Genomic DNA, 25800 nt, shown 5'->3' on the forward strand with positions numbered 1-25800 from the left:
TTCTCATCTTTACCGCGATGTGCGATTGCACCACTTCGTTGGCGGCTTGCGCCATGGCGGCATACGCCCCTGGCAGCTCATGGGTGGGCATCACGTAATCGATCATGCCCGCGCCATGCTGTTGCGCCATCTCGTTTTGAGCGCTCTGGAATTTGGCCAGTACCGTCTGCATTTGGGCCAGCGAAGTCAGCAAATGGCCGGTTTCATCGGTGCTGTCGACCTTGATTGCACCATCAAGTTTGCCATTTGCAATGTCGTCTGCAATGTCCACCGCACGGGCCAATGGCCGGGTAATGCCTCGCACCAGGAAGAGACCAAAAATCACGGCAAACAGCAGGCCACCGATGATCGCTGCAACAGAGATATTGCGCACGGTTTGATAGCGCGCCGCCGAGGCGGCGTATTCACTGGCGGCATCCTCTTGAATGTTTTTAAGCAAGGCGATCAAATGCGGCTTGGTCGCATCGTGCAACGGGCTCAGGCCCTCCAGTACCAAACGCCGTGCCTCTGGCAAATTATTGTCGCGCAAGGCCGCTACGGCAGGCAGCAATCCTTTTTGAACAAATTCACGCCGGGTCTCTGCAAACAGCTTGGACAGCCTGGCATTTTCTGCCGACATCGAGGTCTTGGAATAACTCTCCCATAGCTTGCTGATGCCCGCAATATTGGTTTCCACTTCCTTGGTGTACTTGGCAATGCGCTCGGGCGTGGGTTCGATCAGCGTGTTGCTGATGACCAACCGATTACGGATCATGTAAAAGTTGATCTCATCGAGCTGATGCGTGGGCACCATTCGATCGGAATAAATCAGGTGCATGGTCTCATCGGCCTTGGACAAGGTGGCCAAACCAAACGCACCCACTGCCACCAACAAGGCGGAAAGAACCGCCAGCAGCACGGTTAGCCGGGTGCCAATTTTGTAGTTATTCAGGTTCATGGAAGAACTCCAACGATAAATTTTATAAATCTTTGATGAAAACCGACTCTTTATCGAACGGTCTTCAAGGGGCAGCAACTGCCGAGGCTGGTGCATGGCTGGTGCGGCTCAAATCAGCGGTCACCAAATCTCCCAGAGAACCCACATCCAGAATCAGCGCCACTTCGCCACTGCCCAGAATGCTGGAGCCCGAGATGCCACGCAGGGTCTTGAATAAACGGCCCAGTGGTTTGATGACGGTTTGCTGCTGGCCCAAAAGGACCTCGACCTCGATGCCATATTTGCCGCGCGACGAATTCACCACCACCACACTCACCCGCTCCGGCAACGTGGATTCCACGGTGTAGAGGGAGCGCAGGCGCACCACCGGCAGCACCGCGCCACGTAGTTCCAGGCAATGGCGCCCACTGGCATCGACCTTGACGTGCTGCCCGCCCGACTCGATGACTTCGACCACCGACTCCAGCGGCAACACAAACTTGGACTTGCCCACGCCCACCAGAAAGCCATCGATGATGGCCAGGGTGAGCGGCAGGCGAATGTCCACCTGCAGTCCACGGCCCGGATTGCTGGTCAACTTGAGCGACCCGCGCAGGGCTTCGATATTGCGGCGCACGACATCCATGCCAACGCCCCGGCCCGACAGGTTGGTGACCTGCTCGGCGGTCGAAAAACCGGGCTCAAAGATCATCATGTTGATGACATCGTCGGAAGGCACCACGCCCTGCTCGATCAAGCCGCGGTTCCAGGCGCGCTGCAGCACGCGTTCACGGTTGATGCCGCGACCGTCGTCCTCGATGCGAATCAAAATGGCCCCGGTTTCGTGCTGGGCACTCAGAATCAGTTTGCCTGCGGCGGGTTTGCCTGCTGCCAGGCGCTCTTGCGGTGGCTCGAGACCATGGTCGAGCGAATTTCGAACCAGGTGCATGAGCGGATCGGCAATTTTCTCGACCATCGATTTATCAAGCTCGGCATCGCCACCGACGATTTCAAAATTGACGGTTTTGCCCAAGCTGGAGGCGGTGTCGCGCACCACCCGGCGAAAGCGGCTGAAGGTCTCACCCACCGGCACCATGCGCAGACCCAGCGTGCCGTTGCGAATTTCTTCAATCAGGCTGTTCATCTGCAGGTTGGTTTCCACCAGAGCGCTTTGACGGGTTTCACGTGCGAGCAAGGTGGCCCCTGCGCCAGCGATGACCAATTCACCCAGCAGGTTGATCACGGCGTCGAGCCGATCGGCCTGCACCCGGATGTAACGGCCTTCTTCTCCAGCGCCGGTTTCGCGCAACTTTTGTTGTTTGCCGAGTGCCGCCTCAACCGCTTCGGGCGCTACGCCAGCGGTGGTTTCCAGCAAATCTCCGAGTTTGGATTTGGGCGCAGCGGGCATGCCACGGGTTTGTTGCTGCGTGGACAGCACTTCTGCCAAACGATCCTGGGTGACGGCGCCCACCGACACCAATAAATCACCGAGTCGGGGGGTCTCGGGCATTTCTTCAATCTGGCGTGCCAGCTTTTGGCCCGGTGTCTCGGGCGCAATCACGTTGAGTTCGCAGTCGTCTGCCACAAAGCTGAAAGCGCCTTCGACGTCTTCCCGGCTGGCCTTGGACGCCAGTTCCATGCTGAAACTCAAATAACAAGTTTCAGGGTTCAGATTGACCAGCGACGGCACGGTATCAATACCGCAACGCATCGACAACACTTCACCAATGCCACCCAGGTAGCGGGCAATTGACAGTGGGTCCATGCCGTTGCGAAAGGTCTCGGGGCCAAAGCCAGCCGTGATCGTCCATTTGGTCAGCGCAACAGGCGCGGACGGGGTCGTGGACGATGCAGCCTGCTTTGCGGCAGCGGTCTGATTTTTTGCCGGCGCCTCGGTCAAGGCACGCAGTTGAATCACGAGATCAGCCCGCTCGTCTTTTTGCTCGGGCGTATCGGCGGACTCGTCTGAGGCAGTCGCCACCAGAAACTTGATCTGGTCGTTGCATTGCAAGAGCAAGGTGCTCAACTCAGGGCCCAGCACCATGACACCTTCGCGCATTTGGTCCAGCAGGGTTTCAACGTGGTGGGTAAATTCAACCACCTTGTTCAAACCAAAGATTCCAGCGGACCCCTTGACGGTGTGGGCGCAGCGAAACAACGAGTCGAGCAATTCGCGGTCGTTGGGTTGCTCCTCCAGCTCCAGCAGCAAGGTCTCGATCGCTTCTGTTTGTTCCACGGCCTCACTGATGAAGGCCGGCATGGCCGCCGCGATGAAATCCTGATCGGCATCGTTACTGGAGTAGCTCATGCGGTCACTCCTTGTGCGTCTGCCTTGAGGTAGCGAGGGTCCAACCAGCTGGCCAGTCCCAAAGTACGGCAGGCTTCACTGAACGCGGTACTGGCTTCCACCAGCCGCCAGGTCAGGTCCATGTTGGTCAGTGCCGCCAGCAACTGCAGGCCAGAACCATCGACCTCGCACACGTCACGCGCCGACACCTCGAGGTGACTGCTCGATTGCGCAGTTTGCTCGGTGACCCAAGCCAGCAAGGCATCCCGGGTTTCCAGTGCGCTGTAAATCGTTAACTCAGCCGGTAGCTCAAACGGTGTGCTCATGACAAGGTCCTGGTGGTCGTGGAAACTTTTAAGGCTCGCGCAGGGCAAGCAAAATGCGGCTAGACCGTTGTTTTAAGGCAGGCAGAGTTTGGAAACAGCATTGACCAGCGACGCAGGCGAGAAGGGCTTGACCATCCACGCCTTGGCACCGGCGGCTTTGCCTTCTTCTTTCTTTGATTCCTGACTCTCGGTGGTGAGCATCAGGATCGGCAGAAAACGGTAGGCGGGCAAGGCTTTGGCGGCTTTGACGAACTCGATGCCGTTCATGCGGGGCATGTTCACATCGCACACAGCCATGCCGATTTTGCGGCCATCCAGCAAGGCGAGGGCCGCCACGCCATCACCTGCTTGCAGCACTTCATAGCCGGCGCCTTGCAGGGCCATGGCCACTACCTGGCGCAGGCTGGCGGAGTCATCTATCACCAAAATTGTTTGTGCCATAAAAACCTCTTCAGAAAAATGTTGTTTCAATATCGTTGTCGGGCAACAAATCGTCGCCAGACAGCGTGTTGGCGCTATGCCCATGACGCTGCTCGGCCATCGCGTACTGTGATTCGAGCCGGTCCAGCCAGGCCTGGGGCGCCAGCGCTTCGGGCTCGGCTCCGGGCTCAACCAAGACGGTCTGCAGACGCTCGATGTCTTCATGAAGCAGGGTGATCATCTGACTGATGCGATCCTGGTACTGAAAGCCCACGTACATTCGGTCGACCTGTTGCGTCACCATTTGCGTCTCGTGCTCAAAGGGCTTGGCAATTTGTTCCAGCGCATCGACCGTTTTGCCAATCATGGCCAAGACACGGCGAATGGCGGCGGCGGCAGTGTCATCCAGGTTGGGCAGCAAGGGAGCGAGTTCAGCTTCGCAGGCCTGCGCCAATTGGGTAATGCCGCCTTCGCCGTGCGACAGTGCCGCGGTAATCTGGTGTGACTGGCGGGCCGCCCGGTCCAGATGCGGGCCAATTTCTGCGAAGGCAGAAATCATCTCCGACACGGCGGCCTCGGACTGGGTGCGCGAAGTGGCCAACTGGCGGCCCCAGACCGGCAGGACTGCAGAACACAGGGTTACCAACGCCTGATTGAAATCAGGCGTGGCAGAGAGTTGTTGATCTTTACTCATCATTTAAAGGTGCAACCATTCAGCGTTGAGGTAACAGCCGCAACCCAGGAAGCGACCGCCATCCAGGGGTACGACGTACGAAGATTTGGCCTGTACTACGCCGGTTGTCGGGTTTGTTATTGAATAGGCCACCCATCCTCCCTGGTGTTCATCGCAAACTTGGCGCGCATCGTCAATCAACTTCTCGGCGTCCAGGCCTGGTATCTCGCTCAAGTGGGTGCCATCACGCTGGGCATTGGCACCATCAACCACGTAGTAGCCCTCGGAATCGAGTACAAAAACATAGAGGTCACGGTCAAGGAACGGACCCTCAAGGTCATGGAAGTCGGCAATAGCCCGCTCCATGCCCACACCCTGGATGTGCATCATGGCGTCAAACACCATTTGTCGAGCCTGATCGGCCGTGCCTTGGCGCAGCTGGATGTCACCGACTGAAATTTCAAGGGCAGAAGCCTGGGCAATCATGCGGTCGGAGTTGTCGGTCGCGCGAGCTATCAAGCCGGTGTTCTCCTGCGTCAGGATGTCAAGATCGCCAACGGCATTGACAACCTCTTCCAAGGCCGCACTTTGGGCTGCACTGCCTTCGGCCATGACGTTGACGTTCATGGAAATCTCGCCAATGCCCGAAATCAGGCTTTCCATCATGACGCTGACTTGCTGAATTTCAGTCACCGTGGTGGTGACGCGTGTGGAAGATTCGGCGATCAAACCACGCACTTCGGAAGCTGCCACCTGACTGCGCTTGGCCAGGTTGCGCACCTCGGCGGCCACCACCGCAAAACCACGTCCTTGTTCTCCGGCGCGAGCCGCCTCGACGGCCGCATTGAGTGCCAGCAGGTTGGTCTGGAAGGCAATACCGTCGATGGTGCCGATGATGTCCGACATGCGCGCCGAGGTGACTTGCAAAGGCCCCATGCTTTGGACGGCCTGGTGCATCAATTGGCCAGCAGCATCCGCCTCTTTGTGAAGGCTGTCAGTCATCATGCTGATCTCCTGGGAGGCAGAGGCATTGCGGGCCACCGTCTCGCTGACCCGTTTGACGTGCATGGAGGTTTGCTGCAGATGTTCACCCTGTGCATGCGCGCGCTCTGACAGAGAGCGGGTGTTTTCGACCAATCGCTTGCCGGTGTCGCCCAGCAACACAGCAGCAGTACGGATATTGGCCACGATGGCCGACATCTTGGTCATCATGACGTCCATGTGCCGACCGAAGTTGCCCAGCGTTTCAATGCCGGAGGCGGCCCGCCCCGTGAGATCTCCTTGTGCGGCGAGCTCGATGGCTCTTTCGGTCCTTGAGCGATCAATCTGCGTCAGCCGGAAGAAGCTCATCACAAAATACCACCACAGAAACAAGCCTGCCAAAGACACAGCCATAGTGACCGCGATCTCATTTTTAAGATGATCACGCTGCTGCTTCAAAAGCAAGGTCAGGTGCTGGGCAACTTCTTGTCTGGCCAGGTTTGACGCTTCAATGACACGGGTTCCCGCTGCAAAATAATCAGCCGCCGACGTCTGCTCAGAGAGTTTTCTGGCCGAGGCTTCAAAAGTTTGGCCCAAGCTGATGGCCTGGCTCCAGCTCTCATGTGGTGGGTCGCCGGCCCGGTTTAGCGTCCCATGCACTGCGTTGAGCTTGACTGCTTCTTCTGCCACGCCATCGGCGAACAAGGCCACCGGCAAGAGGTCTGCGGGATTTTTTTCGGCACGCGCCAGGATGCCCGAACCTTGGGAGCGCAGCAAGCCGATGGACTCAATCCACGGGATAAAACGGTCCACCAGAATCGAGGCGTGGTAGTAAATGCCCGGCTCGGGAGACAGCGCCAATCCGGAGGCATCATTGACATACACCATGAGCTGCTGCAGGCCAAAAATGAGATCTCGATACCGCTTAAACAGGACGACCCGGTCGTTAGCGGAGGCTTGCGCGTCTGAGGCCAGTTGCAGGATGCCACTGCGCAAGGGTGCCCACCGCTGCTGGATTTCGGGCAGTGAATTGCTTTTTATCTGGATATCAAGGTTCTCAACCGCTGAAGTTAAAACCTGCTGCGTTTGCTTTCGTGCGGCACTTGCACTGGGTTCATCTGATGGCGGCAGGTTGGTTTGCCCACGAGAAACCTGCAACGGAATCACCACATCGGCGATTCGCTCCAGCAATGCGGTGGCCAAACCCCGCTGCGTGGACTGCCGATACGAATCAGCCAGATTGGACAAGTGCAGCGCCACCACAATGCACAGCGCGGCCAGCAATGGAACGTGCAGGCCCCAGAATTTGACCGGCCCACTGAACAGATTCATCAGCGCGACACCCAGTCTGAAAAAATGACTCACGGGTTTTTTGTCTATTTCAGTAGTCATGGGATTTATTTTAATTTTTATTAAGCCAGATCAAGCTTATTTTTCTTCGACTGCCCTCGCGATCGGGTTTGTTATTTCAAAGCCAACTCCAGCTTGGCTTGCAAGGTTTCAGGCCTGGGCGGCTTGACGATATAGCCGAAAGTGCCCAGTGGCAGGGCTTCTGCCAAAGTGCCTGAACTGGCATCGGCACTCATGAAAATAATGCGGGTCTTGCGCAGCGCCAAATCCGGCAAAACACGCAACTGACGTACAAACTCCAGGCCGTCCATCGGATCCATATGGATATCGGTCAACACCAGGTCAGGCTTGAAACTTTTTATCATCTCCAGGGCGCTGGTGCCATCTGCGCAGGTTTCGATGGTTTGAATGCCCATTCGTCGAAGCGAATTCACCACATAGGTTCGCATGACGGCATCGTCGTCAACCACCAGAATTCGAGCACTTGTGAGTTTCATGTGAGTAATCTTTTACTTAAACGAGCAGAGACATTGATAACCTGGCTCCCAATTGATCGTGATCAAATATTCATCAGACAGCTTATCACTTTGAAATCCAAAAATAATTTGATTTAAATCGAATTATTTTGAAAAGTAAACTCAATAGCCGTCGCGATCCTAGGCTTGAGCCACATAGCGACGAACGTCAAGCAGTAGCGCCTCTAACTGGGGCGCCAGCGCCGCAAAAAGGGGCTTCAAGACCGCTGCCGTTTCCGTTTTACTGGCACCTTCGACCTCGGTCACCTGTGCCACCAGTGCGTCGGTGCAGAAAATTGGCACATAGCCTTTGATGCCATGCAGCAACCGGTTGGCAGTTTTCACATCGTCAGCCGCCAGCGCTTGCCAAATTTCCGGCAGGCTGGTCGTCAGGCTGGCATCGACGGTGGTCAAAATTTTTCGCAATGAGGCGTCCGACCCCATCATGCCCAAACCCCGCGCCACATCCAGCCCAGGTGCCACTGCCGTTGATTCGGCGGCGCGACGGGTCAAAATTTCAAAGGCGGGCAAGGTCTTGCCCTCGAGAACTTCTAAAAACGCACCGCCGCCGGTAGAGATATAGCCGATCTGTTTTTCAATGCCGTACTTGGCAATGGCGCCGAGCGTGTCGCCACCCCCGGCAATCGAAAACGCGCTGGATTCGGCAATCGCGTGGGCAATCACCTTGGTGCCGTTCTCAAACGCGGCAAATTCAAACACGCCCACCGGGCCATTCCAGACGATGGTGCCGGCCGATTTGAGTTGCTCGGCCAGAGCGGCCGCAGTTTGGGGGCCAATGTCGAGAATCAGGTCATCGTCCGCCACGTCAGTGGCCGCTTTCACGGTCGCTACGGCATCGGGCGAGAAGGTTTTGGCAGTGACCACATCGGTGGGGATCGGCACCGCAGCGCCGCGCGCTTTCATGGCGTCGATCACCGCTTTGGCATCGGCCAGCAAATCGGGCTCGGCCAAGCTCTTGCCGATCTTGAGGCCAGCGGCCAGCATGAAGGTATTGGCAATGCCACCGCCCACAATAAGCTGGTCGACCTTGTCAGCCAGGCTTTTGAGAATGGTGAGCTTGGTGGAGACTTTGGAGCCGGCCACGATCGCCACCAGTGGGCGCTTGGGGTTGGCCAGCGCCAGCGTGATGGCGTCCATCTCGGCGGCCAGCAAGGGGCCGGCACACGCTACTTTGGCAAACTGCGCAATGCCGTAGGTGGAGGCTTCAGCCCGGTGCGCCGTGCCAAAGGCGTCGTGCACAAAAATATCGCACAAAGCGGCCATTTTTTTAGCCAGATCTTCGTTGTTTTTCTTTTCGCCTTTGTTGACGCGGCAGTTTTCCAGCAGCACCAACTGACCCGGCTGCACGCTCACGCCGTCAACCCAGTTGGCGACCAGCGGGACGGGGCGACCCATCAACTCTGCCATACGCTGAGCGACCGGTGCCAGCGAGTCGGCAGGCTTGAACTCACCTTCCGTGGGGCGGCCCAGATGAGAGGTAACCATGACTGCCGCACCGGCGTCCAGCGCCATCTGGATACAGGGAATGGAGGCGCGCACGCGGGTGTCTTCGGTAATAGTCCCGGTGTCGTCTTGCGGCACGTTGAGGTCGGCCCGGATAAAGACGCGTTTGCCGGTCACTTGGCCTTGCGCGCAGAGGTCTGAAAAGCGGATGACGTTCATGAAAAACTCCCGAAATGAAAATGATTGATGTGATTGTAGAAGCGCAATACGGGCAAAAGATTGACCAAAACGTTACCAGCCCAGCCCCAAATGCAGTGGCAAATACACCGCCATGCCCGCCACGATCGTGCCCAGAACGGCTTGGCCAGCGCCATGGCGCCAAAAAAACCAGGCGGCACCGGCGCCCACGGCAAAGAGCCGGGCGTCTTGCCAGGTGGTGATGAACTGGCCTTGAGTCATGACCATCTCCGGCACGATCACCGCAGCCAGTGCGGCAATGGGCGCATATTGCAGACCGCGCTGGGCCCAGTGGGGCAGCTTCCAGGGCTTGCTGGAGATGAAAAAGAATGAGCGAGTGATCACCGTCACACACGCGAGGCCGAGGATGATGGCCAGAGTCCAGGGGTCATTGTGGCCACTCATACCTTGTCCCGATTGGCAACAGCGGTTTGTTCCAACATCAGGCACAAGGCCACCGCCGCCGCAATGGCCACCAGAATATTGAGTTTGAACGGCAGCGCAAAGGCCGCCACCGCAGCCGCCCCAGCCACGCCCGCCGAAACCACGCGCAACTGGCTCGAGGCCAGAGAACACAAAATGCCCAGCAACGCCAAGATGCCGGCAAACCCAAGGCCCCAGTTTGTCGGGATGAAATTGGCCAGCACCACACCCAACACGCTGCACCCGACCCAAGCCACCCAGTTAACGCCGCAATTACCCGCCAGATAGGCCTGCTGGGCGCGCAGATCGGCAGCATCGCCGCCGTGGTGGGGAAATCGTTTGGTGAACATGACGTAGCTCAGGTCTGCGGTAACGTAGCCGGTAACGAGGCGCTGCCACAGCGGCAGGTGCATGACATAGGGCCGCATATGGGCGCTGAACACCACAAAGCGCAGGTTGACGCAAAACCCGGTGGCCAGAATCACCCACATCGGCGCCCCGGCGCTGAGCAAAGGAATGGCGGCCAACTGCGAGCTGCCCGCAAACACGATGCACCCCATCAGCAGCGCCTCAAAGGTGCTCATGCCGGACTTCATCATGGCCACGCCGGTCATCAAGCCCCAAGCCGCCAGGCCGGGGGCGACGGCGAGCGCGTCCAGGGCGCCGATGCGGAACTCGGGGTGCTGGTAGTTACGACGCAGGAAAAACATCCGGCCGGGCGACTCAGGCCTGCAATGACGTGGAGGGGGCGTTCGGCGGCAACGCGGCGGCATGGGGTTCAAACACCATGCCGGGCTGAATTTCAAACCCTCGCAGGAAATCGGCAACGCGCAAGCGCTTGCCGCCCGGACGCTGGAGCTCTGTAATATTTACTACTGAATTCATAGCTGCTACCGCAATGAATTCGGGGGCTACAGCCTGAATTGATCCAAATTCCGCAGCAACAGGCGGGAGGCCTGACGCCTCGCTGGCGGTCCAAACTTTGAGCGTTTCGCCTTTCAGCACGGCAGTGGCGCCGGGAAAGGGGTTAAAGGCGCGCACGCGCTGGGTAATCAGCGTGGCGGACTGCGACCAGTCAATGGCGGCTTCGTGTTTTTCAATTTTGTGGGCGTAGGTGACGCCCTCCACCGGTTGCTTGACGGGGTGTAGCGCACCGCTGGCAGCCTGTTGCAGGGCGTCTACCATCAGTCGTCCGCCCATCGCGGCAAGGTGGTCATGCAGGGTAGCGGTGGTATCGGTTGCTGAAATGACTTGTTTTTCAACGATCAGCATGTCGCCGGTGTCGAGCCCGGCGTCCATTTGCATGATCGTGACCCCGGTCTCGGTATCGCCGGCTTCAATGGCGCGGTGGATGGGTGCAGCCCCCCGCCAGCGCGGCAACAGCGAAGCATGGATGTTGAAGCAGCCCAGTCGCGGCGCATCAAGCACCCACTGCGGCAGGATCAGGCCATAGGCGGCCACAACCATGGCATCGGCCTGCGCCGTGGCAATAGCGGCTTGAGCCGCCTCCGCTTCGTCGGGAAATTTACCATCCAGCCGCAAGCTGCGCGGTTGCGCTACCGCCAATCCTTGGTCCAGCGCGAATTGCTTGACCGCCGAGGCTTGCAGCTTCATGCCGCGCCCGGCAGGCCGGTCGGGCTGGGACAAGACCAGCACGATCTCGTGGCCCGCGGCGTGCAACTGTGCCAGAGCGACCCGGGCAAACTCGGGCGTGCCGGCAAAGATGAGTCTCAACGCTCGTCCTCGCGCAGCGCTTTGAGCATTTTTTTCTTGATGCGGTTGCGTTTGAGCGGAGAGAGGTATTCCACGAACACTTTGCCCATCAGGTGGTCCATCTCGTGCTGTATACAGACCGACATGAGACCGTCTGCTTCGAGCACAAAGGTTTTCCCGTCCCGGTCCAGGGCGCTCACGGTGACGGCGTCAAAGCGCGTCACTCCGTCGTAGATACCGGGCACCGAGAGGCAGCCTTCCTCGTTGAGATGGGTTTCTGCGCTGGTGGTCAACAGTTGAGGGTTGATCAGCACCAGCGGTTCATCGCGCTCTTCAGACACGTCAATCACGATCACCCGCTCATGAACATCGACCTGAGTGGCAGCCAGGCCGATGCCTTTGGCCTCGTACATGGTGTCAAGCATGCTTTCAATCAGGTGGCGAATACGGGCATCCACGGTCAGCACAGGCTTGGCCACGGTGTGCAATTTGGGGTCAGGAAAGCAGAGGATAGGGAGTAAAGCCATTTTTAACCAGTTCAGAAGTGTCGTTATTTTCGCCACTTTTAACCCACCCAGCGCAAGCTCGGCGCAGAAAACGTTGCCGTATCAAGGGCTTGGGCGCAAAATCGCGCGACACTTATCCAGCTATCATTAAGTTGCCCACTCGGCAACTCGCCCTCACGAACCGACCTAAAGGCTTTTTCAGTGCAGCTCAACATGATAAAAAACACAATGATGAAATCCCAAGTCGCTCTCGCCGCCTTGACGCTGGTGGCCGGCATCCTGGTCACCGCACCCGCGCGGGCACAAAATTTCCCCATCACCGCAGAGCAGAAAGCCACCGCCAACCAGGTGGCCCAAGCCGGTGTGGCGTTGAGCGAATTGAGCCCCAACGCGCCGGACAGCTACACCGTCAAACGAGGTGACACGTTGTGGGCGATATCCGGACTATTTCTTAAAAGCGCCTGGCGCTGGCCCGAGTTGTGGGGCATGAACCTCAACGACATCAAAAACCCGCACCTGATCTATCCGGGGCAACAACTGTTTCTTGAGAAAAAAGATGGCCGCGCCACCCTGCGCACACGCCAGTCCACCGCAGAAGAAACCCCGACCAACACGGTGCGCTTGTCGCCGCGAACCCGCTCTGAGACACTCGCCAGCGACGCCTTGCCAACACTCAAAAGCCATTTGATTGAGCCGTTTTTAGCCGAACCGGTCATCGTGGATGAAAACACCCTCAAACTGGCACCCCGCATTGTGGCCACTCAAGAAGACCGCGTGCTGCTCACCCGGGGCGACCGTGCTTATGCACGCGGCCAGGGCGATGCTGCACTGATGGACGATCCAGGTTCAAAACAGAAGGCGTTTCGCGTCTTTCGCAATGCCACACCCCTGAAAGACCCGGTGACGGGTGTGGTGCTGGGCTACGAGGCGCAATATGTCGGCAAGGCCTTGCTGGTGCGAAGTGAGTCCACCGAAGAGTCGACCGGTAAAGATGGCAAGCCCCGCACCGACATCGTGCCGGCCACCATTGACATCGTGACCGCCAAGGAAGAAATGCGCGTCGGCGACCGCATGCTGCCAGAGCCCGCCCAACAATTCCAAAGCTATGTGCCGCACGCGCCTACCGGCAAGGTAGACGCCCGTATCGTCTCGGTCTACGGCAGTGCCGTGGTCAACGCCGCCCAAAATCAGGTAGTGGTGATCAACCGAGGCACCCAAGATGGCATCGAGACCGGCCATGTCATGGCCATTCTGAAAGACGGTGCCCGCCTGATCGACAAGACCGATGAAGCGCGCACCGAGCTTAAATTGCCAGACGAGCGCAACGGCTTGCTGATGGTGTTCCGGACTTTTGAGAAGCTCTCCTACGCCCTGATACTGGAGATTACCGACGGCGTCAAAGTTGGCGACCGACTGGTGAATCCACGCTGACCGCTGGCCATTGACCGCCCCGGATGGAGCGCGAAGAACTGGGTTTCTGGCTGCGGCTAAGCCTCACGCCGGGCGTTGGCAACATCACCGCCCGTAAATTGCTGGCCGCGTTTGGTCTCCCTGGTGCGATCTTCCACCAATCGGGCACAGCCCTGCGGCAAGTGGTGAGTGAAACACTTGCCAACAACCTGCGTACCGAGCCGGCTGAACTGGCTGAGCTGCTTGACACTACCTGGACCTGGCTACAGGCCAGCGGCGAAGGCTGTGCGCAACGTCACATCACGGTGCTGGGCGATGCCGACTACCCCGCCTCGCTGCTGAATATTGAAGATCCGCCGCTGATGCTCTACTTGCTGGGCGCCGGCAAATTTATACCAAATAGCACTCTAGCCACCGTCAATACTACGCTAACAGCTACAAATTCTATAGCGCATTGTTTTACCGGCAGTCTGGTCAACAGCATGGCAGTGGTAGGCAGTCGCAACCCCACACCGCAAGGTGTCGCCAATGCCCGGCAATTTTCCAAAGCACTGGGCCAAGCGGGTTTGACGGTAATTTCCGGCCTGGCGCTGGGCATCGACGGGGCCGCCCATGAAGGCGCGCTTGACAGCCTCATGCCCGGCGAGCAGCGCCTGGCCACGGTGGCGGTGGTCGGCACGGGCCTGGACCGAGTCTATCCCAAAGCGCACCGGGACTTGGCGCACCGCATTGCCCAAAACGGCTTGCTCATCAGTGAGTACCCGCTGGGGACGCCCCCGCTTTCGGCCAACTTCCCCAAACGCAATCGCATTCTGGCCGGACTGGCGCAGGGCACACTGGTGATTGAAGCGGCCCTGAAGTCGGGCTCACTCATCACGGCCCGGCTCACCGCCGAGCAAGGCAAGGACGTGTTCGCCATCCCGGGCTCAATTCACTCAACCCAGGCACGCGGCTGCCACGCCCTCATCAAGCAAGGCGCCAAACTGGTGGAGTCGGCGCAGGATGTGCTTGAAGAAATGAAAATAACCGTGGCCCCTGCGGCATCTGCTGATTCGATCGCTAATGAGACAGAAGCGACGGGCCCGAGCGATCTTTTCGACGCCGATGATCGGGTCATGCAAGCCCTGGGTTTTGACCCCGTCGGACTGGATGCGCTGCAGGCCCGCTGCGGTCTGGATACCGCCGATTTACAGGCTCAATTGATGACACTGGAGCTCGATAACCGGGTTTCACGCTTGCCAGGCGGCCTGTTTCAACGCATGGCCCGCGCATAAAGCCAGAATTGGCGGGGAAGTCCAATTGGTGCCTCAACTTGCCGTTTTGTCGACCCGATTTCGCGCTATATTGAGGCCATGTTTGACGTACTTGTTTTCGTTTACGAGAATTATTGGCACGGTGATGCCTGTCCTGAACTGGCACATCTGGAGCGCAAATTAAGCGCTGTCGGGTTCGACCCTGAAGAAATTCAGGACGCGTTGACTTGGCTTGACGACCTGACCCTCGCCGCTAGCGGCCTGAGGCCCCCGACGCCGGGCGATGCCCCTGTCAGCAGCACGCCGATGTCCGATGTCCTGGCGTGGACGCCTTCACCTCACAGCATGCGCATTTACTCCATCGCGGAGCAAAACCACTTGGGGGCTTCGTGCTTGGGATTTATTTCTTTCCTGGAATCATCCGGTGCCTTGTCGGCCAATCAGCGCGAGCTGGTGATTGACCGGGCGATGGCCGCCACCTCGGACCCCTTGCCGCTGGATGATCTCAAGATCATCGTTCTGATGGTGTTTTGGAGTCTGGGGGAGAAGCCCGATGCACTGGTGCTCGACGAACTCTGCGAAGACACCTCTGGGCGCATCGCCCACTGAAGGCGGGCCGACCTAGCCCAACAGGCGTTCCGGGTTGGCTTCGAGTTTGCCCAAAGCATCGCGTGTGGCGCGCACCGTGAGTGTTTCTTCTTCCTGAGGCAACAAAAGACCCGCCTGCAAATAGGCAGCAAGTCGTCCTGCCTGAATCAGGTAACTGTGCCCATCGGTGGATGCAAACAAATTAAGCTGCTTACGGTCGCTGCGCCAGACAAATTGAACCTGCGCCAGGCGACCGTTATGGTCCAGCGTAAACCAGGCGCCCAACTGCAACTCTTGCGCCCACGCCAACATGGCCGTTGTCGGCTTGGAGCCACCATCGGCCACCACATCGATCATGGAGGCGTCAATACCGAGCATCATCTCGATGCTCTCTGCGTCCAGCGGCAAATCGCCCATGCCGTCTTCGCTGACAAAGTCTTCCAGATTCGCCAGGCGCTCGGCCATGGCGGCTATTTGCTCCGTTGGAATCGCCTGCGTCTTAGAGAGGAAAGCATCCGCCAAGGTGTCACTGACTGTTTTTATGTGGGCATCCTGCTCAGACGGGGCCACGCCCAGCAAAGTCATTCCAGCGCGTAATTTTTGCAGCAGCTTGGGCAAGTCCTGAATCACGCGAGCGCGGTCACTGCGGTTGGGCTTGGCGCTGGCGGCCCAGACCAAGTCGGTCGATAATTTTTTGTAGTCCAGCGTCTCCGGGTCCTGCGGACCTTTGCGAACAGCGGCCACCGCCAGCACTTCAGCCCAGACCTTGAACAGAAACTCACGAACTTCGTCGCGCACCGGCATGTCTTTCAACATGTTACGCATCTCGATGGTGTATTGAATCGTCAGGGTTTCTTTTTCTTCGACCAACTGGGCCACGCTAACCAATTTTTGGGTAGAAACCTTGTTGGTCAGGAATTGAGCGAGGAACTTTAAAAACTCGTCGTACACCAGCTGGTAGACCCGTTTACCGGTCTCCGGGTACTGCTCAATCACCTGCACTACCCGTTTGATTTCAGCCTCCAGGGCGCTACCTTTAATGCCGCTGGCATCAAACCCCATCACGCAGGAGCCCATGCGGTCTATCAACTGGCGCGCCGGGTGGTTCAAGGTTCCGAAGAAATCGGTCTCGGCCAACGCCAGCCGCAACACCGGCATTTGCAAACGTGCAAACCAGACGCGGATGCCGGGGGGAATGCGGTCCTCTTGCAAGATCGCCTGGAACATCAGCGCAACGATCTCAATCGTGGCTTTTTCGCTTTTGGTTTCGGCCTTGTTCTTCAGGTCAGAGGTACGGCGACGTAAATCACCAGCAACCCGGGCGACACCGGCCGGGCTGTAGTCTTCAATAGACTCTTCGCTGCTGGCGTAAAAACTGCCCGTACTCGGACGCTCTGCCATGGCAGCAGCCAGGGCGGGCGATGGCGGCTGGTAGTGTGTTGCCTCAAAATCAGCGCCACCCGAGCCAATCAACAAGCGTTTGAGTTGCCCCAGAACACCTTGTGCCCGACTGCGCGCGCGCGCCAGCGGGGTGCTGGAAGTCATCAAGCGTGTTTCGTCAGCTGCATTACCGTAGCCTGAGTTCTGTCGCCCAGACGAACCAGTTTCTTGACCCCAGCCCAAACGACTGGAGAAACTGCTCGTGGTCGAGGGCTTGGCTTGGTTGTTTTGGCCTCCCTGACTACTCGTGCTGTCGTAAAAGCCGCTGTGGCCGGAAGCTGGCTCCAGCGGCGATTGACCCGAAGCTGGCCCACCATTAGAGCCTCCGCGAGACGGCGCCGACGTGACCCGTTTGACACGGTCTTTCAGTTCAATGGTGGGCAGCACGCCACGTTTGATCAAATGTTCGTTGGCGCTGACATACGCGTTTTTAAGTCGATCGGTCAAGAGATTCAGCACAACTTCGTTGACCATGGCCCAGGAATCGAGCGGCATGCCTGTGAGCGCCCATTCTTCGACCATAAACAGCATCAGCACTTCGGGCTGAAGAATTTCTGGCCCTTCGCTGTAATGCGTACCTACCAAAAATTTGATGCGCAGAATCAAGTCATTGAAGTCCGGACCCACTTTTTCCATCAAGGCCTGCACCAACCGCGAAGCCACGATGCGGTTGTCGGCGACCTCGGTGCCAACCAACTCAAAGCTATCTTCCAGTGTTTTTTTCTTGGGGGCCGCAGGCGGTTTCAAGGCCGCTTGCCATTGTTTTAAGGTGCCATCCAACCAGGCAGCACGTCGGCTTTGGTAAAAAGTCCAGGCGTCACGACGACTGTGCATTTCACGCGAAGGCGCAGGTTCATTGATCAGGCTGGAGAGGCGCTCCTGAACCGCTGCAGCGACCTCGCCCATGACCAATCCGGCTTGCGCCACAAAACGCGCGCGCGTTTCTTGGGCGAGCTGAATTCGTTGGGCAACAGTGGCTTGCGTGGACATGCTTCAGATTCTATTCAGACTGTGGCGCCAGCGTTGGGATCGTTCGGATCTTCAATTTTTTGGGTACCGCTCTTGATCAGGTCTTCGCGTTGAATGCCCAGCCACATGGCAATGGCAGCCGCCACAAAAACCGATGAGTAAATGCCAAACAAGATGCCGATGGTCAGGGCCAGTGCAAAGTAATGCAGCGTGGCGCCGCCAAATAACAGCATGGACAACACCATTAACTGAGTGCACCCGTGGGTGATGATGGTGCGGCTGATGGTCGAAGTAATGGCACTGTCGATGATTTCATGCGAATTCATCTTGCGATAGCGTCTGAAATTTTCTCGAATCCGGTCAAAAATCACCACTGACTCATTCACCGAGTAGCCCAGCACGGCGAGCACGGCGGCCAGAACGGGCAAGGAAAACTCCCACTGGAAGAAGGCAAAGAATCCCAAAATGATGATCACGTCATGCAAGTTGGCGATGATGGCCGCCACCGCAAACTTCCACTCAAACCGGATGGCCAGGTACAGCATGATGCCCGCCACCACGCAGGCCAACGCCTTGAGACCATCGGTGGCCAACTCATCGCCCACCTGCGGACCGACGAACTCGCTGCGGCGCATGACAACCGACGCATCGGCGGTCTTGAGCGCGGTCATCACGCGTTCACTTTGCTGGGCTGAACTCACGCCTTTTTGGACCGGCAAGCGAATCAGTAAATCGCGAGCTGTGCCAAAGTTTTGCACTTGCACATCGGCCAGACCGAGCGCTGACACGGTATTGCGCACGGCATTCAAGTCAGCCGGTTGGGAGTAGCTCACCTCCATCAAGGTGCCGCCGGTGAACTCGACCGAAAGGTGCAATCCCCGAGAGAACAGGAAAAACACCGCCGCCAAAAAGGTCACGAACGAAACGAGATTAAAAACGAGCGCATGCCGCATGAACGGAATGTCGCGTTTGATTTTGAAAAATTCCATGATTCCCTTCCCTTAGTTTGACTTGACCTGAGACTCAGTCTCAGGACGCCAAACCGTACCAATTGACACGCTTTTGAGCTTGTTTTGACGACCGTACCACAAGTTCACCAGGCCTCTTGAAAAGAAAACCCCCGAGAACATGCTGGTCAAAATACCCAGACAGTGCACCACCGCAAAGCCACGCACCGGACCCGATCCAAAGGCCAGCAAGGCCAGGCCGGCGATCAGGGTGGTGACGTTGGAGTCGAGAATGGTGGCCCATGCCCGGTCATAGCCGGCATGGATCGCGGCTTGCGCAGAGGCGCCATTGCGCAGTTCTTCGCGCACCCGCTCATTGATCAGCACGTTGGCATCAATCGCCATACCCAGCACCAAGGCCATGGCGGCCATACCCGGCAACGTCAACGTCGCTTGCAGCATCGACAACACCGCCACCAGCAGCAGCAAATTGACTGCCAGTGAGATGCTGGAGAACATACCAAACAACACGTAATACAGGCACATGAACACCGCGACAGCGGCAAAACCGTAGGTCACGCTGTTAAAGCCCTTGGCAATGTTTTCGGCACCCAAACTTGGGCCGATGGTGGTTTCTTCGATGATTTCCATCGGCGCTGCCAGCGAACCTGCGCGCAACAGCAAAGAGGTGTCGTTGGCTTCCATCGAGGTCATGCGACCCGAGATTTGCACCCGACCGCCACTGATCTCAGAGCGAATCACTGGCGCTGTCACCACTTCGCCCTTGCCTTTTTCAAATAACACGATGGCCATGCGCTTGCCAATGCTTTCGCGCGTCACGTCGCGGAAAATACGGGCGCCTTTGGCATCAAGCGTCAGGTTGACCACGGCTTCTTGCGTCTGGCTGTCAAAGCCGGGCTGGGCATCGGTCAGGTTTTCGCCGGTCAGGATGACCTGTTTTTTAACAATGACGGGCTGGCCACTGCGTTCCAGAAAACGCTCAGAGCCAAATGGCACTGCTGAGGTACCGCTCTCAGCCCCCCGGGCTTCACTGGTTTCATCAACCATGCGCACTTCCAGCGTGGCCGTGCGACCCAGAATGTCTTTGGCCTTGGCGGTGTCCTGCACACCGGGAAGTTGCACCACAATGCGGTCCAGACCCTGCTGCTGAATCACCGGCTCGGCCACGCCCAGCTCGTTGATTCGGTTATGCAGAGTAGTGATGTTCTGCTTGAGCGACTGGTCCTGCACGCGACGGGCCGCTTCGGGCTTGATGGATGCGGTCAGCTTGAACTCGGTGCCATCCGGTGCCTCGACCGTTTGCAGGTCGGTGAACTGATCCAGAATCAAACCCTTGGCAGCGGTCAGAGTCGGCATGTCACGAAAACGAATTTCAATCGTCTGGGCATTGCGACTAATGCCACTGTGGCGCACATTTTTCTCGCGCAAGCTGGTACGAATGTCACCGGCCAGGGACTCGGCTTTTTTGGTCAAGGCCGCTTGCATGTCCACTTGCAGCATGAAGTGCACGCCGCCACGCAAATCCAGACCCAAATACATGGGGAACGCATGCAATGACGTCAGCCAGGCGGGCGACCGAGACAGCAGGTTGAGTGCCACCACATAACCCGGATTGGCGGGGTCAGGGATCAACGCTTTTTGAATCGCGTCCTTGGCTTTGAGTTGGGTCTCGGTGTTGCCAAAACGGGCTTTGACCGAGGTGCCGTCCAGCGACACCACATCAGCGACCAGCCCAGCCGACTTGATGGCTTCTTCAACCCGCGTCAGCGTGCCGCTATCGACCTTGAAGGCCACTTTGGTCGACGACACCTGCACGGCAGGGGCTTCACCAAAAAAATTCGGCAGGGTGTACAAGGCCCCCACCACCAGCGCGATCAAGATGATCGCGTACTTCCATATCGGGTAACGATTCATGATCGAGCTTGTTTTTAGTGAGTGATCAGATTACTTGATGCTGCCTTTTGGCAAGACCTGAACCACGGCGCTGCGCTGGATCTGGATCTCAACACCGGTGGCCACTTCGAGTGACACATAGCTGTCACCCAATTTGGTGACCTTGCCCAGCATGCCGCCAGAGGTGGCAATCTCGTCGCCCTTGGACAAAGCGTCAATCATTGCCTTGTGCTCTTTCTGTTTTTTCATCTGCGGGCGAATCATCACAAAGTAAAGCACCACAAACATCAGCACCAGCGGCAGCATGCTCATGATCGAAGATTGCATATCGCCGCCAGCGGCAGCGGCAGGAACGGTTTGAGCAAAAGCAGAAGAAATAAACAAAGGAAACTCCAGAAAATTGAATCAGGAAAGCAACACAAAGCACTGCCTTTCGCACTTGACTGTGCAAAAGGCAGGCAACTTGCCATTGTAAGCGGGCCTGCGTGACCCATTTGCGACGCCTCAGGCCGACCGAAGGACCGGCGCATCGCTGCGAAACTGAGCCAACAGCAGCGCCCAATTTTGGCGTGCGGTCTTGAGATGACGCGCCTTGACATGCCCAAATCCCCTGATTTGCTCAGGGATACGGGCCATTTCAAGCGCTTTTTGGTAACGCTGCGGGTTGTCACCCGTCGAGGCGCCACGGCCCAGCACACTCAAAATCTCATCCAGACTCGCTCGGTACTCGGTAATCAGTGCGACTTCCTCTTTGCGTTCCAAGCTGTAGCCAAAAACGTCGAGGGCCGTGCTGCGCAGACCCTTGAGACGGGCCAGAAATTTGAAAGCCGTCAGCATCGCAGGGCCAAACACCTGTTTTTGCAACTCACCACGGTCGTTCTTTTTGGCCATCAGCGGTGGCGCCAAGTGGTAATGCACCTTGAAATCACCTTCAAACATCGCGTTGATTTTGTTGTGGAAAGCGCGGTCGGTGTGCAACCGTGCCACCTCATACTCGTCCTTGTAGGCCATCAGCTTGAACAGGTAGCGCGCCACCGCTTCGGTCAACGCCAGGTTCTTGTTGCCCGCCGAGGCGTCTACGGCACGCACTTTTTGAACAAAGTCCAGATAGGTTTGCGCGTAGGCTGCATTTTGGTAGTCGGTCAAAAACGCCACCCGTTTAGCGATCAACTCGTCCAGCGGCGTGCGCTGGGTGAATGCAATAACTTGCCCTGGAAGGAGGCGCTTCTCAAACGCAGCGCCCTCGTTCGCTGCCCGGCGGCCCCACTCGAACGCGGTTTTATTATTGGCTACCGCCACGGCGTTGAGTTCAATCGCCCGCATCAGCGCGGCAAAGCCCAGCGGAATCCAGCCTTTTTGCCACGCAAAGCCCAACATCATCGGGTTGGTGTAAATGCTGTCGCCCATCAACTCGGTGGCGGCAGAGTCTGCGTTGAACGCTGCCACCGCGCTCAACCCGACCGCTTTCACCACCGCGCCAACACAGGCGTCCGACGGATTGACCCAGTTGGCGTTGGTGACAAAAGCCGCCGTCGGTGCGGCGTGTGAGTTGAGCGCCACATGGGTGCGCCCTTCTCGCATGCGCAACGCGGTTTCCTTGTTGGCGGCCACGATCGGGTCGCACCCAATGATCAGGTCGGCCGCTGCCATGCTCACCCGCGTGGTGCGGATCGCGTCCTGCGTCGCGCCAATCAGCACATGACTCCAGGTGCCGCCGCCCTTTTGTGCCAGGCCGCCGGCATCTTGCGTGATGATGCCTTTGCCTTCCAGATGCGCAGCTACACCCAGCAACTGGCCAATGGTGATGACTCCGGTGCCGCCCACCCCCGCAACCACAATGCCCCAGACCTTGCCATCCACGCTCTCAATCGACGGCAACACGGGTTCTGGCAGAGCGCCCAGTTCAAACGGTGACGGCCCCTGGCCTTTGGCCACCTTCTTGAGCTGCCCGCCTTCGACCGTGACAAAGCTCGGGCAAAAGCCTTTGACGCACGAATAATCTTTGTTGCAGGTGCTCTGGTTGATCTGGCGTTTGCGGCCAAATTCGGTTTCCAGCGGCTCAATGCTCAGGCAATTGCTTTGCACGCCACAGTCGCCACAGCCCTCGCACACCAGCTCGTTGATGACCACGCGCTTGGCCGGGTCCACCAGCGTGCCCCGCTTGCGGCGGCGGCGTTTCTCGGTGGCGCAGGTTTGGTCGTAGATGATGACGCTGGTGCCCTTGATCTCCCGAAACTCGCGCTGGATGCGGTCGAGTTGGTCACGGTGTTCAATCGCAATCCCCACGGGCAAGCCGGTGATGTGGGCGTATTTTTCCGGCTCATCGGTGACGATGGTGATTTTGACTGTGCCCTCAGCCCGCATGCTTTGGGCGATTTGAACCACCGAGTGACCCTCCGGGCGCTCGCCGACTTGCTGACCCCCGGTCATGGCCACGGCGTCGTTGTACAAAATTTTGTAGGTGATATTGACACCTGCGGCAATGCTTTGGCGCACCGCCAGCAAGCCGCTGTGAAAGTAAGTGCCGTCGCCCAGATTGGCAAACATGTGGGAGTCGTTGCTGAACGGCTGCTGCCCGACCCACGGCACGCCTTCGCCACCCATCTGCGTGAAACCCACCGTGGCGCGGTCCATCCAGATCGTCATGAAATGGCAGCCAATGCCTGCCATGGCGCGCGAGCCTTCAGGCACGCGGGTAGAAGTGTTGTGTGGGCAACCCGAGCAAAACCAGGGCTGGCGCTCCGCGTCTTTGCTGCCCGCCAGATCGATCACCTGCATCGCGCTTTCCTTGGCCGCCAAAATGGCCAGTTGCGCGTCGATGCGGGCACCAATGTCAGAACTCACGCCCAGCTTCTTCAGGCGTTGCGCAATCGCGCGGGCGATGATGGCGGGCGACAAATCGGCATTGGCGCGCAACAGCGTGTTGGCGGTCGGGTTCGGGTTGGACCACTCGCCACCGCTGAAATCACCCGAACCTTCATTGAACTTGCCCAGCACATTGGGCCGCACATCGGCACGCCAGTTGTAAAGCTCTTCCTTCAACTGGTACTCAATGACCTGGCGCTTTTCCTCAATCACCAGAATCTCTTGCAAGCCGGTGGCAAATTCGCGCGTCAGTTGCGCCTCCAGCGGCCACACCACGCCCACCTTGTGCAGCCGAATGCCAACCTGCTGGCAGGTGGCATCGTCCAGCCCCAGATCGATCAGCGCCTGGCGCGTGTCGCTGTACGCCTTGCCACTGGCGATCAAACCGAGCCGGTCATGCTGGCCTTCAATCACGTTGTAGTTCAGGCGATTGGCGCGGATATAGGCCAGCGCGGCGTACCACTTGTAATGAAAAAGGCGAGCCTCCTGCTCCAGCGCGGCGTCTGGCCAGCGAATGTGCAGCCCACCCGGCGGCATCTCAAAGTCGGTCGGGATTTTGATCTGCACCCGGTTCGGGTCGATCAGGGCGGTGGCGCTGGATTCGACAATTTCCTGAATCGTCTTCATGCCGGCCCAGACGCCCGAAAAACGGCTCATGGCAAAGGCATGAATGCCCAGGTCCAGAATTTCCTGCACCGTGGCCGGAAAAAACACCGGCGAGCCGCAGGCCTTGAAAATGTGGTCGCTCTGGTGCGCAGCGGTCGAGCTTTTGGAAATGTGGTCATCCCCCGCCACCGCAATCACACCGCCCCAAGGGGTGGTGCCGGCCATGTTGGCATGCTTGAAAACATCGCTGCAACGGTCCACGCCCGGGCCTTTGCCGTACCAGATACCGAACACGCCATCGTATTTATTGCTGCCGGGCGGGGCAAAACCCAGTTGCTGCGTGCCCCACAAGGCGGTAGCGGCCAGCTCTTCGTTGACGCCGGGTTGAAAAACAATGTGCTGCGCCTTGAGGTATTTCTCGGCCTTGACCAGCGCCTGGTCATAGCCGCCCAGCGGCGAGCCGCGGTAGCCGCTGATGAAGCCGGCGGTGTTTTTGCCCAATTGCGCATCACGCACGCGCTGCAACATCGGCAGGCGAACCAGCGCTTGTACGCCGCTCATGAAAGCCGGTCCGTGGTCCAGGGAATACTTGTCATCCAGCGTCACGGTCTCAAGTGATTGTCGAAGGTGTGCGGGCAGCGGTGCGTTCATGAAGGTATCTCCAGGGTACTGGCAGGGGTTCAAGGTTGATCGCCTTGTGGGCGGTCGGCTAAAAACTGCACGGCGGGTAGCCAGCAGTCTCAATTATTTTGAGTAGGAAAGTGTATGCGCGAAGTCCGGCATTGTCTTTGCGCGCAAGGTCTCGTTTACCCGTGTATCTAACGACAAGGAACGCAAAGGCGGGGCGGACCCGTCCCAACCGCATAAACCAGAAAGCTTAAGGAAAATCAGCTCCTAGCCCCCGCTGCACCTGCGCAAGTAGCTACAAATTAAATAGCATGAATACAAACCACCATGAAAGGTTCAGACAAAAAAAGGGCTGCAATCACGCAGCCCGATGTGCCCGTCAAGAAATATTACCGGGTCAGCACCTTGTGAATTGTCGCCGCCAGTTCTTCCGCCACGAACTTGGCCACGTAACCATCCGCGCCGACGCTCTTCACATGGTCCTCATTGGTTGAACCCGTCAAAGACGAATGGATCACCACCGGAATATTCTTGAAACGCGGGTCCTGCTTGATGTTGCGCGTCAAGGTGAAACCGTCCATCTCGGGCATTTCCAGATCGGTCAGGACCAGCGCCACTTTGTCCTTGACTGATTTACCTTCCGCCTCGGCCTGGTTGGCCATCATCTGCAGACGCTCCCAAGCTTCCTTGCCGGTTTTGGTCATGATGAAAGGCACATTCATGGCTTTCAACCCCTGCTCGATCATCATCCGGGCCACGGCTGAATCGTCCGCAGCCAGAATGACCGTGCCGGGCGGCAAGTGCACTTTGGAAATCACTTCAGCATCCTGGGCGGCCTGATGCTCCTGAGGGAACACATCACGCAAAATCTGCTCAACGTCCAGCACCTGCGCCAGACGGGTGTTCTCGGCACTGCCATCGAGGCGGGCAATACTGGTGACCAAACCGCCCCCGGTGTTGTCGGCCGAGAGCACATGCTTCCATTCGAGGCGCACGATTTCGTTCACCTCTTCGACCGCAAAAGCCTGGGTGGTGCGGGCAAACTCCGTCACCAACAAGATGCCCAGACCTTTGGTGGGATTGCAGCCCACAATTTGCGGCAGGTTAATCACGGTGATCATCTGCCCCCGGATGTTGGCCACGCCCATGACCGACGGTGGCGAGTTCACCATCACGGTGATCTCGGGCATCACCAGAATCTCGCGCACCTTGAAAACATTGATGCCAAACAACTCGCGCCGGTCAGAACCAGGCGCCTCGCCCAAACGAAACAGCAGCAATTCAAACATGCTGTTGCCGGCCAGATTAGTCCGCTCATCGATATCGCGCATGGCTGTTTTCATGAATTTATCCATTCAAGGGTGCAGGAG

The 25800-nt window shown here is 58.0% G+C and carries 20 protein-coding genes and 1 pseudogene; 3 read left to right on the forward strand and 18 right to left on the reverse strand.

The window, feature by feature from the left end:
- From WCG50_RS04675 to def, 12 genes and pseudogenes are all read right to left on the reverse strand, one after another.
- Nucleotides 1–937 (reverse strand): methyl-accepting chemotaxis protein (locus WCG50_RS04675; RefSeq protein ID WP_336898410.1); only part of this gene is annotated, 937 nt, incomplete at its 3' end.
- A gap of 64 nt (nucleotides 938–1001) precedes the next feature.
- Nucleotides 1002–3224, reverse strand: a complete 2223-nt coding sequence (locus WCG50_RS04680; RefSeq protein ID WP_336898411.1) for a chemotaxis protein CheA — start codon at nucleotides 3222–3224, stop codon at nucleotides 1002–1004.
- Entirely contained in the window at nucleotides 3221–3529 is a 309-nt protein-coding gene (locus WCG50_RS04685; RefSeq protein WP_336898412.1) for an STAS domain-containing protein, read from the reverse strand. Before WCG50_RS04685 ends, WCG50_RS04680 begins: the two co-directional genes overlap by 4 nt.
- A gap of 72 nt (nucleotides 3530–3601) precedes the next feature.
- Nucleotides 3602–3970, reverse strand: coding sequence for a response regulator (locus WCG50_RS04690; protein ID WP_336898413.1), 369 nt, complete (start codon nucleotides 3968–3970; stop codon nucleotides 3602–3604).
- A 10-nt stretch (nucleotides 3971–3980) separates the two neighbouring features.
- Nucleotides 3981–4643, reverse strand: coding sequence for a hypothetical protein (locus WCG50_RS04695; RefSeq protein ID WP_336898414.1), 663 nt, complete (start codon nucleotides 4641–4643; stop codon nucleotides 3981–3983).
- A 3-nt stretch (nucleotides 4644–4646) separates the two neighbouring features.
- Complete coding sequence (locus WCG50_RS04700) at nucleotides 4647–6995, reverse strand: methyl-accepting chemotaxis protein (RefSeq protein WP_336898415.1); 2349 nt, start codon at nucleotides 6993–6995, stop codon at nucleotides 4647–4649.
- Between the two features lie 71 nt (nucleotides 6996–7066).
- On the reverse strand, nucleotides 7067–7450 hold the full coding sequence (locus WCG50_RS04705; RefSeq protein ID WP_336898416.1) for a response regulator: 384 nt from the start codon (nucleotides 7448–7450) through the stop codon (nucleotides 7067–7069).
- A 513-nt stretch (nucleotides 7451–7963) separates the two neighbouring features.
- Nucleotides 7964–9151: pseudogene (locus WCG50_RS04710) on the reverse strand (phosphoglycerate kinase); the annotation flags it as partial.
- 72 nt (nucleotides 9152–9223) lie between these two features.
- The gene (locus WCG50_RS04715; protein ID WP_336898417.1) at nucleotides 9224–9574 is read right to left on the reverse strand and encodes an AzlD domain-containing protein; all 351 of its coding nucleotides are present in this window, start codon (nucleotides 9572–9574) and stop codon (nucleotides 9224–9226) included.
- The gene (locus tag WCG50_RS04720; protein ID WP_336898418.1) at nucleotides 9571–10302 is read right to left on the reverse strand and encodes an AzlC family ABC transporter permease; all 732 of its coding nucleotides are present in this window, start codon (nucleotides 10300–10302) and stop codon (nucleotides 9571–9573) included. Before WCG50_RS04720 ends, WCG50_RS04715 begins: the two co-directional genes overlap by 4 nt.
- Before the next feature lie 13 nt (nucleotides 10303–10315).
- Complete coding sequence (fmt, locus tag WCG50_RS04725; RefSeq protein ID WP_336898419.1) at nucleotides 10316–11326, reverse strand: methionyl-tRNA formyltransferase; 1011 nt, start codon at nucleotides 11324–11326, stop codon at nucleotides 10316–10318.
- On the reverse strand, nucleotides 11323–11832 hold the full coding sequence (gene def, locus WCG50_RS04730; protein WP_336898420.1) for a peptide deformylase: 510 nt from the start codon (nucleotides 11830–11832) through the stop codon (nucleotides 11323–11325). The genes fmt and def overlap by 4 nt, the downstream gene beginning before the upstream one ends.
- Before the next feature lie 210 nt (nucleotides 11833–12042).
- On the opposite strand from def, the gene WCG50_RS04735 reads away from it, so the two are divergent.
- The 3 genes from WCG50_RS04735 (at nucleotide 12043) to WCG50_RS04745 (ending at nucleotide 15083) form a co-directional block, all read left to right on the forward strand.
- Entirely contained in the window at nucleotides 12043–13242 is a 1200-nt protein-coding gene (locus WCG50_RS04735; RefSeq protein WP_336898421.1) for a LysM peptidoglycan-binding domain-containing protein, read from the forward strand.
- Between the two features lie 23 nt (nucleotides 13243–13265).
- On the forward strand, nucleotides 13266–14495 hold the full coding sequence (dprA, locus tag WCG50_RS04740) for a DNA-processing protein DprA (protein WP_336898422.1): 1230 nt from the start codon (nucleotides 13266–13268) through the stop codon (nucleotides 14493–14495).
- Between the two features lie 78 nt (nucleotides 14496–14573).
- Nucleotides 14574–15083 (forward strand): DUF494 domain-containing protein, encoded by a 510-nt coding sequence (locus WCG50_RS04745; RefSeq protein ID WP_336898423.1) that lies wholly within the window; start codon nucleotides 14574–14576, stop codon nucleotides 15081–15083.
- A 12-nt stretch (nucleotides 15084–15095) separates the two neighbouring features.
- Here WCG50_RS04745 and WCG50_RS04750 read toward each other — a convergent pair whose 3' ends face one another.
- The 6 genes from WCG50_RS04750 to WCG50_RS04775 form a co-directional block, all read right to left on the reverse strand.
- A complete protein-coding gene (locus tag WCG50_RS04750; protein ID WP_336898424.1) occupies nucleotides 15096–17492 on the reverse strand; it encodes a DUF1631 family protein in 2397 nt (798 codons plus the stop codon).
- 14 nt (nucleotides 17493–17506) lie between these two features.
- A complete protein-coding gene (secF, locus tag WCG50_RS04755; RefSeq protein ID WP_336898425.1) occupies nucleotides 17507–18460 on the reverse strand; it encodes a protein translocase subunit SecF in 954 nt (317 codons plus the stop codon).
- A gap of 12 nt (nucleotides 18461–18472) precedes the next feature.
- Entirely contained in the window at nucleotides 18473–20353 is a 1881-nt protein-coding gene (secD, locus tag WCG50_RS04760; RefSeq protein WP_336898426.1) for a protein translocase subunit SecD, read from the reverse strand.
- A 30-nt stretch (nucleotides 20354–20383) separates the two neighbouring features.
- Nucleotides 20384–20716: a preprotein translocase subunit YajC gene (gene yajC / locus WCG50_RS04765; RefSeq protein ID WP_336898427.1), complete on the reverse strand. Its 333-nt coding sequence runs from the start codon at nucleotides 20714–20716 to the stop codon at nucleotides 20384–20386.
- Between the two features lie 120 nt (nucleotides 20717–20836).
- Entirely contained in the window at nucleotides 20837–24454 is a 3618-nt protein-coding gene (locus WCG50_RS04770) for an indolepyruvate ferredoxin oxidoreductase family protein (protein WP_336898428.1), read from the reverse strand.
- Nucleotides 24455–24819: 365 nt separating this feature from the next.
- On the reverse strand, nucleotides 24820–25773 hold the full coding sequence (locus tag WCG50_RS04775; protein ID WP_336898429.1) for a chemotaxis protein: 954 nt from the start codon (nucleotides 25771–25773) through the stop codon (nucleotides 24820–24822).
- Between the last annotated feature and the right edge of the window lie 27 nt (nucleotides 25774–25800).

It is taken from the genome of Rhodoferax sp. (assembly GCF_037143375.1).
GTDB lineage: Bacteria > Pseudomonadota > Gammaproteobacteria > Burkholderiales > Burkholderiaceae_C > Rhodoferax.

Bases quoted from the DNA above. Each gene is read 5' to 3' on its own strand.
- WCG50_RS04680 (WP_336898411.1), bottom strand. From the start codon at position 3,224: ATGAGCTACTCCAGTAACGATGCCGATCAGGATTTCATCGCGGCGGCC.
- WCG50_RS04685 (WP_336898412.1), bottom strand. From the start codon at position 3,529: ATGAGCACACCGTTTGAGCTACCGGCTGAGTTAACGATTTACAGCGCA.
- WCG50_RS04690 (WP_336898413.1), bottom strand. From the start codon at position 3,970: ATGGCACAAACAATTTTGGTGATAGATGACTCCGCCAGCCTGCGCCAG.
- WCG50_RS04695 (WP_336898414.1), bottom strand. From the start codon at position 4,643: ATGAGTAAAGATCAACAACTCTCTGCCACGCCTGATTTCAATCAGGCG.
- WCG50_RS04700 (WP_336898415.1), bottom strand. From the start codon at position 6,995: ATGACTACTGAAATAGACAAAAAACCCGTGAGTCATTTTTTCAGACTG.
- WCG50_RS04705 (WP_336898416.1), bottom strand. From the start codon at position 7,450: ATGAAACTCACAAGTGCTCGAATTCTGGTGGTTGACGACGATGCCGTC.
- WCG50_RS04715 (WP_336898417.1), bottom strand. From the start codon at position 9,574: ATGAGTGGCCACAATGACCCCTGGACTCTGGCCATCATCCTCGGCCTC.
- WCG50_RS04720 (WP_336898418.1), bottom strand. From the start codon at position 10,302: ATGTTTTTCCTGCGTCGTAACTACCAGCACCCCGAGTTCCGCATCGGC.
- def (WP_336898420.1), bottom strand. From the start codon at position 11,832: ATGGCTTTACTCCCTATCCTCTGCTTTCCTGACCCCAAATTGCACACC.
- WCG50_RS04735 (WP_336898421.1), top strand. From the start codon at position 12,043: ATGAAATCCCAAGTCGCTCTCGCCGCCTTGACGCTGGTGGCCGGCATC.
- dprA (WP_336898422.1), top strand. From the start codon at position 13,266: ATGGAGCGCGAAGAACTGGGTTTCTGGCTGCGGCTAAGCCTCACGCCG.
- WCG50_RS04745 (WP_336898423.1), top strand. From the start codon at position 14,574: ATGTTTGACGTACTTGTTTTCGTTTACGAGAATTATTGGCACGGTGAT.
- WCG50_RS04750 (WP_336898424.1), bottom strand. From the start codon at position 17,492: ATGTCCACGCAAGCCACTGTTGCCCAACGAATTCAGCTCGCCCAAGAA.
- secF (WP_336898425.1), bottom strand. From the start codon at position 18,460: ATGGAATTTTTCAAAATCAAACGCGACATTCCGTTCATGCGGCATGCG.
- secD (WP_336898426.1), bottom strand. From the start codon at position 20,353: ATGAATCGTTACCCGATATGGAAGTACGCGATCATCTTGATCGCGCTG.
- WCG50_RS04770 (WP_336898428.1), bottom strand. From the start codon at position 24,454: ATGAACGCACCGCTGCCCGCACACCTTCGACAATCACTTGAGACCGTG.
- WCG50_RS04775 (WP_336898429.1), bottom strand. From the start codon at position 25,773: ATGAAAACAGCCATGCGCGATATCGATGAGCGGACTAATCTGGCCGGC.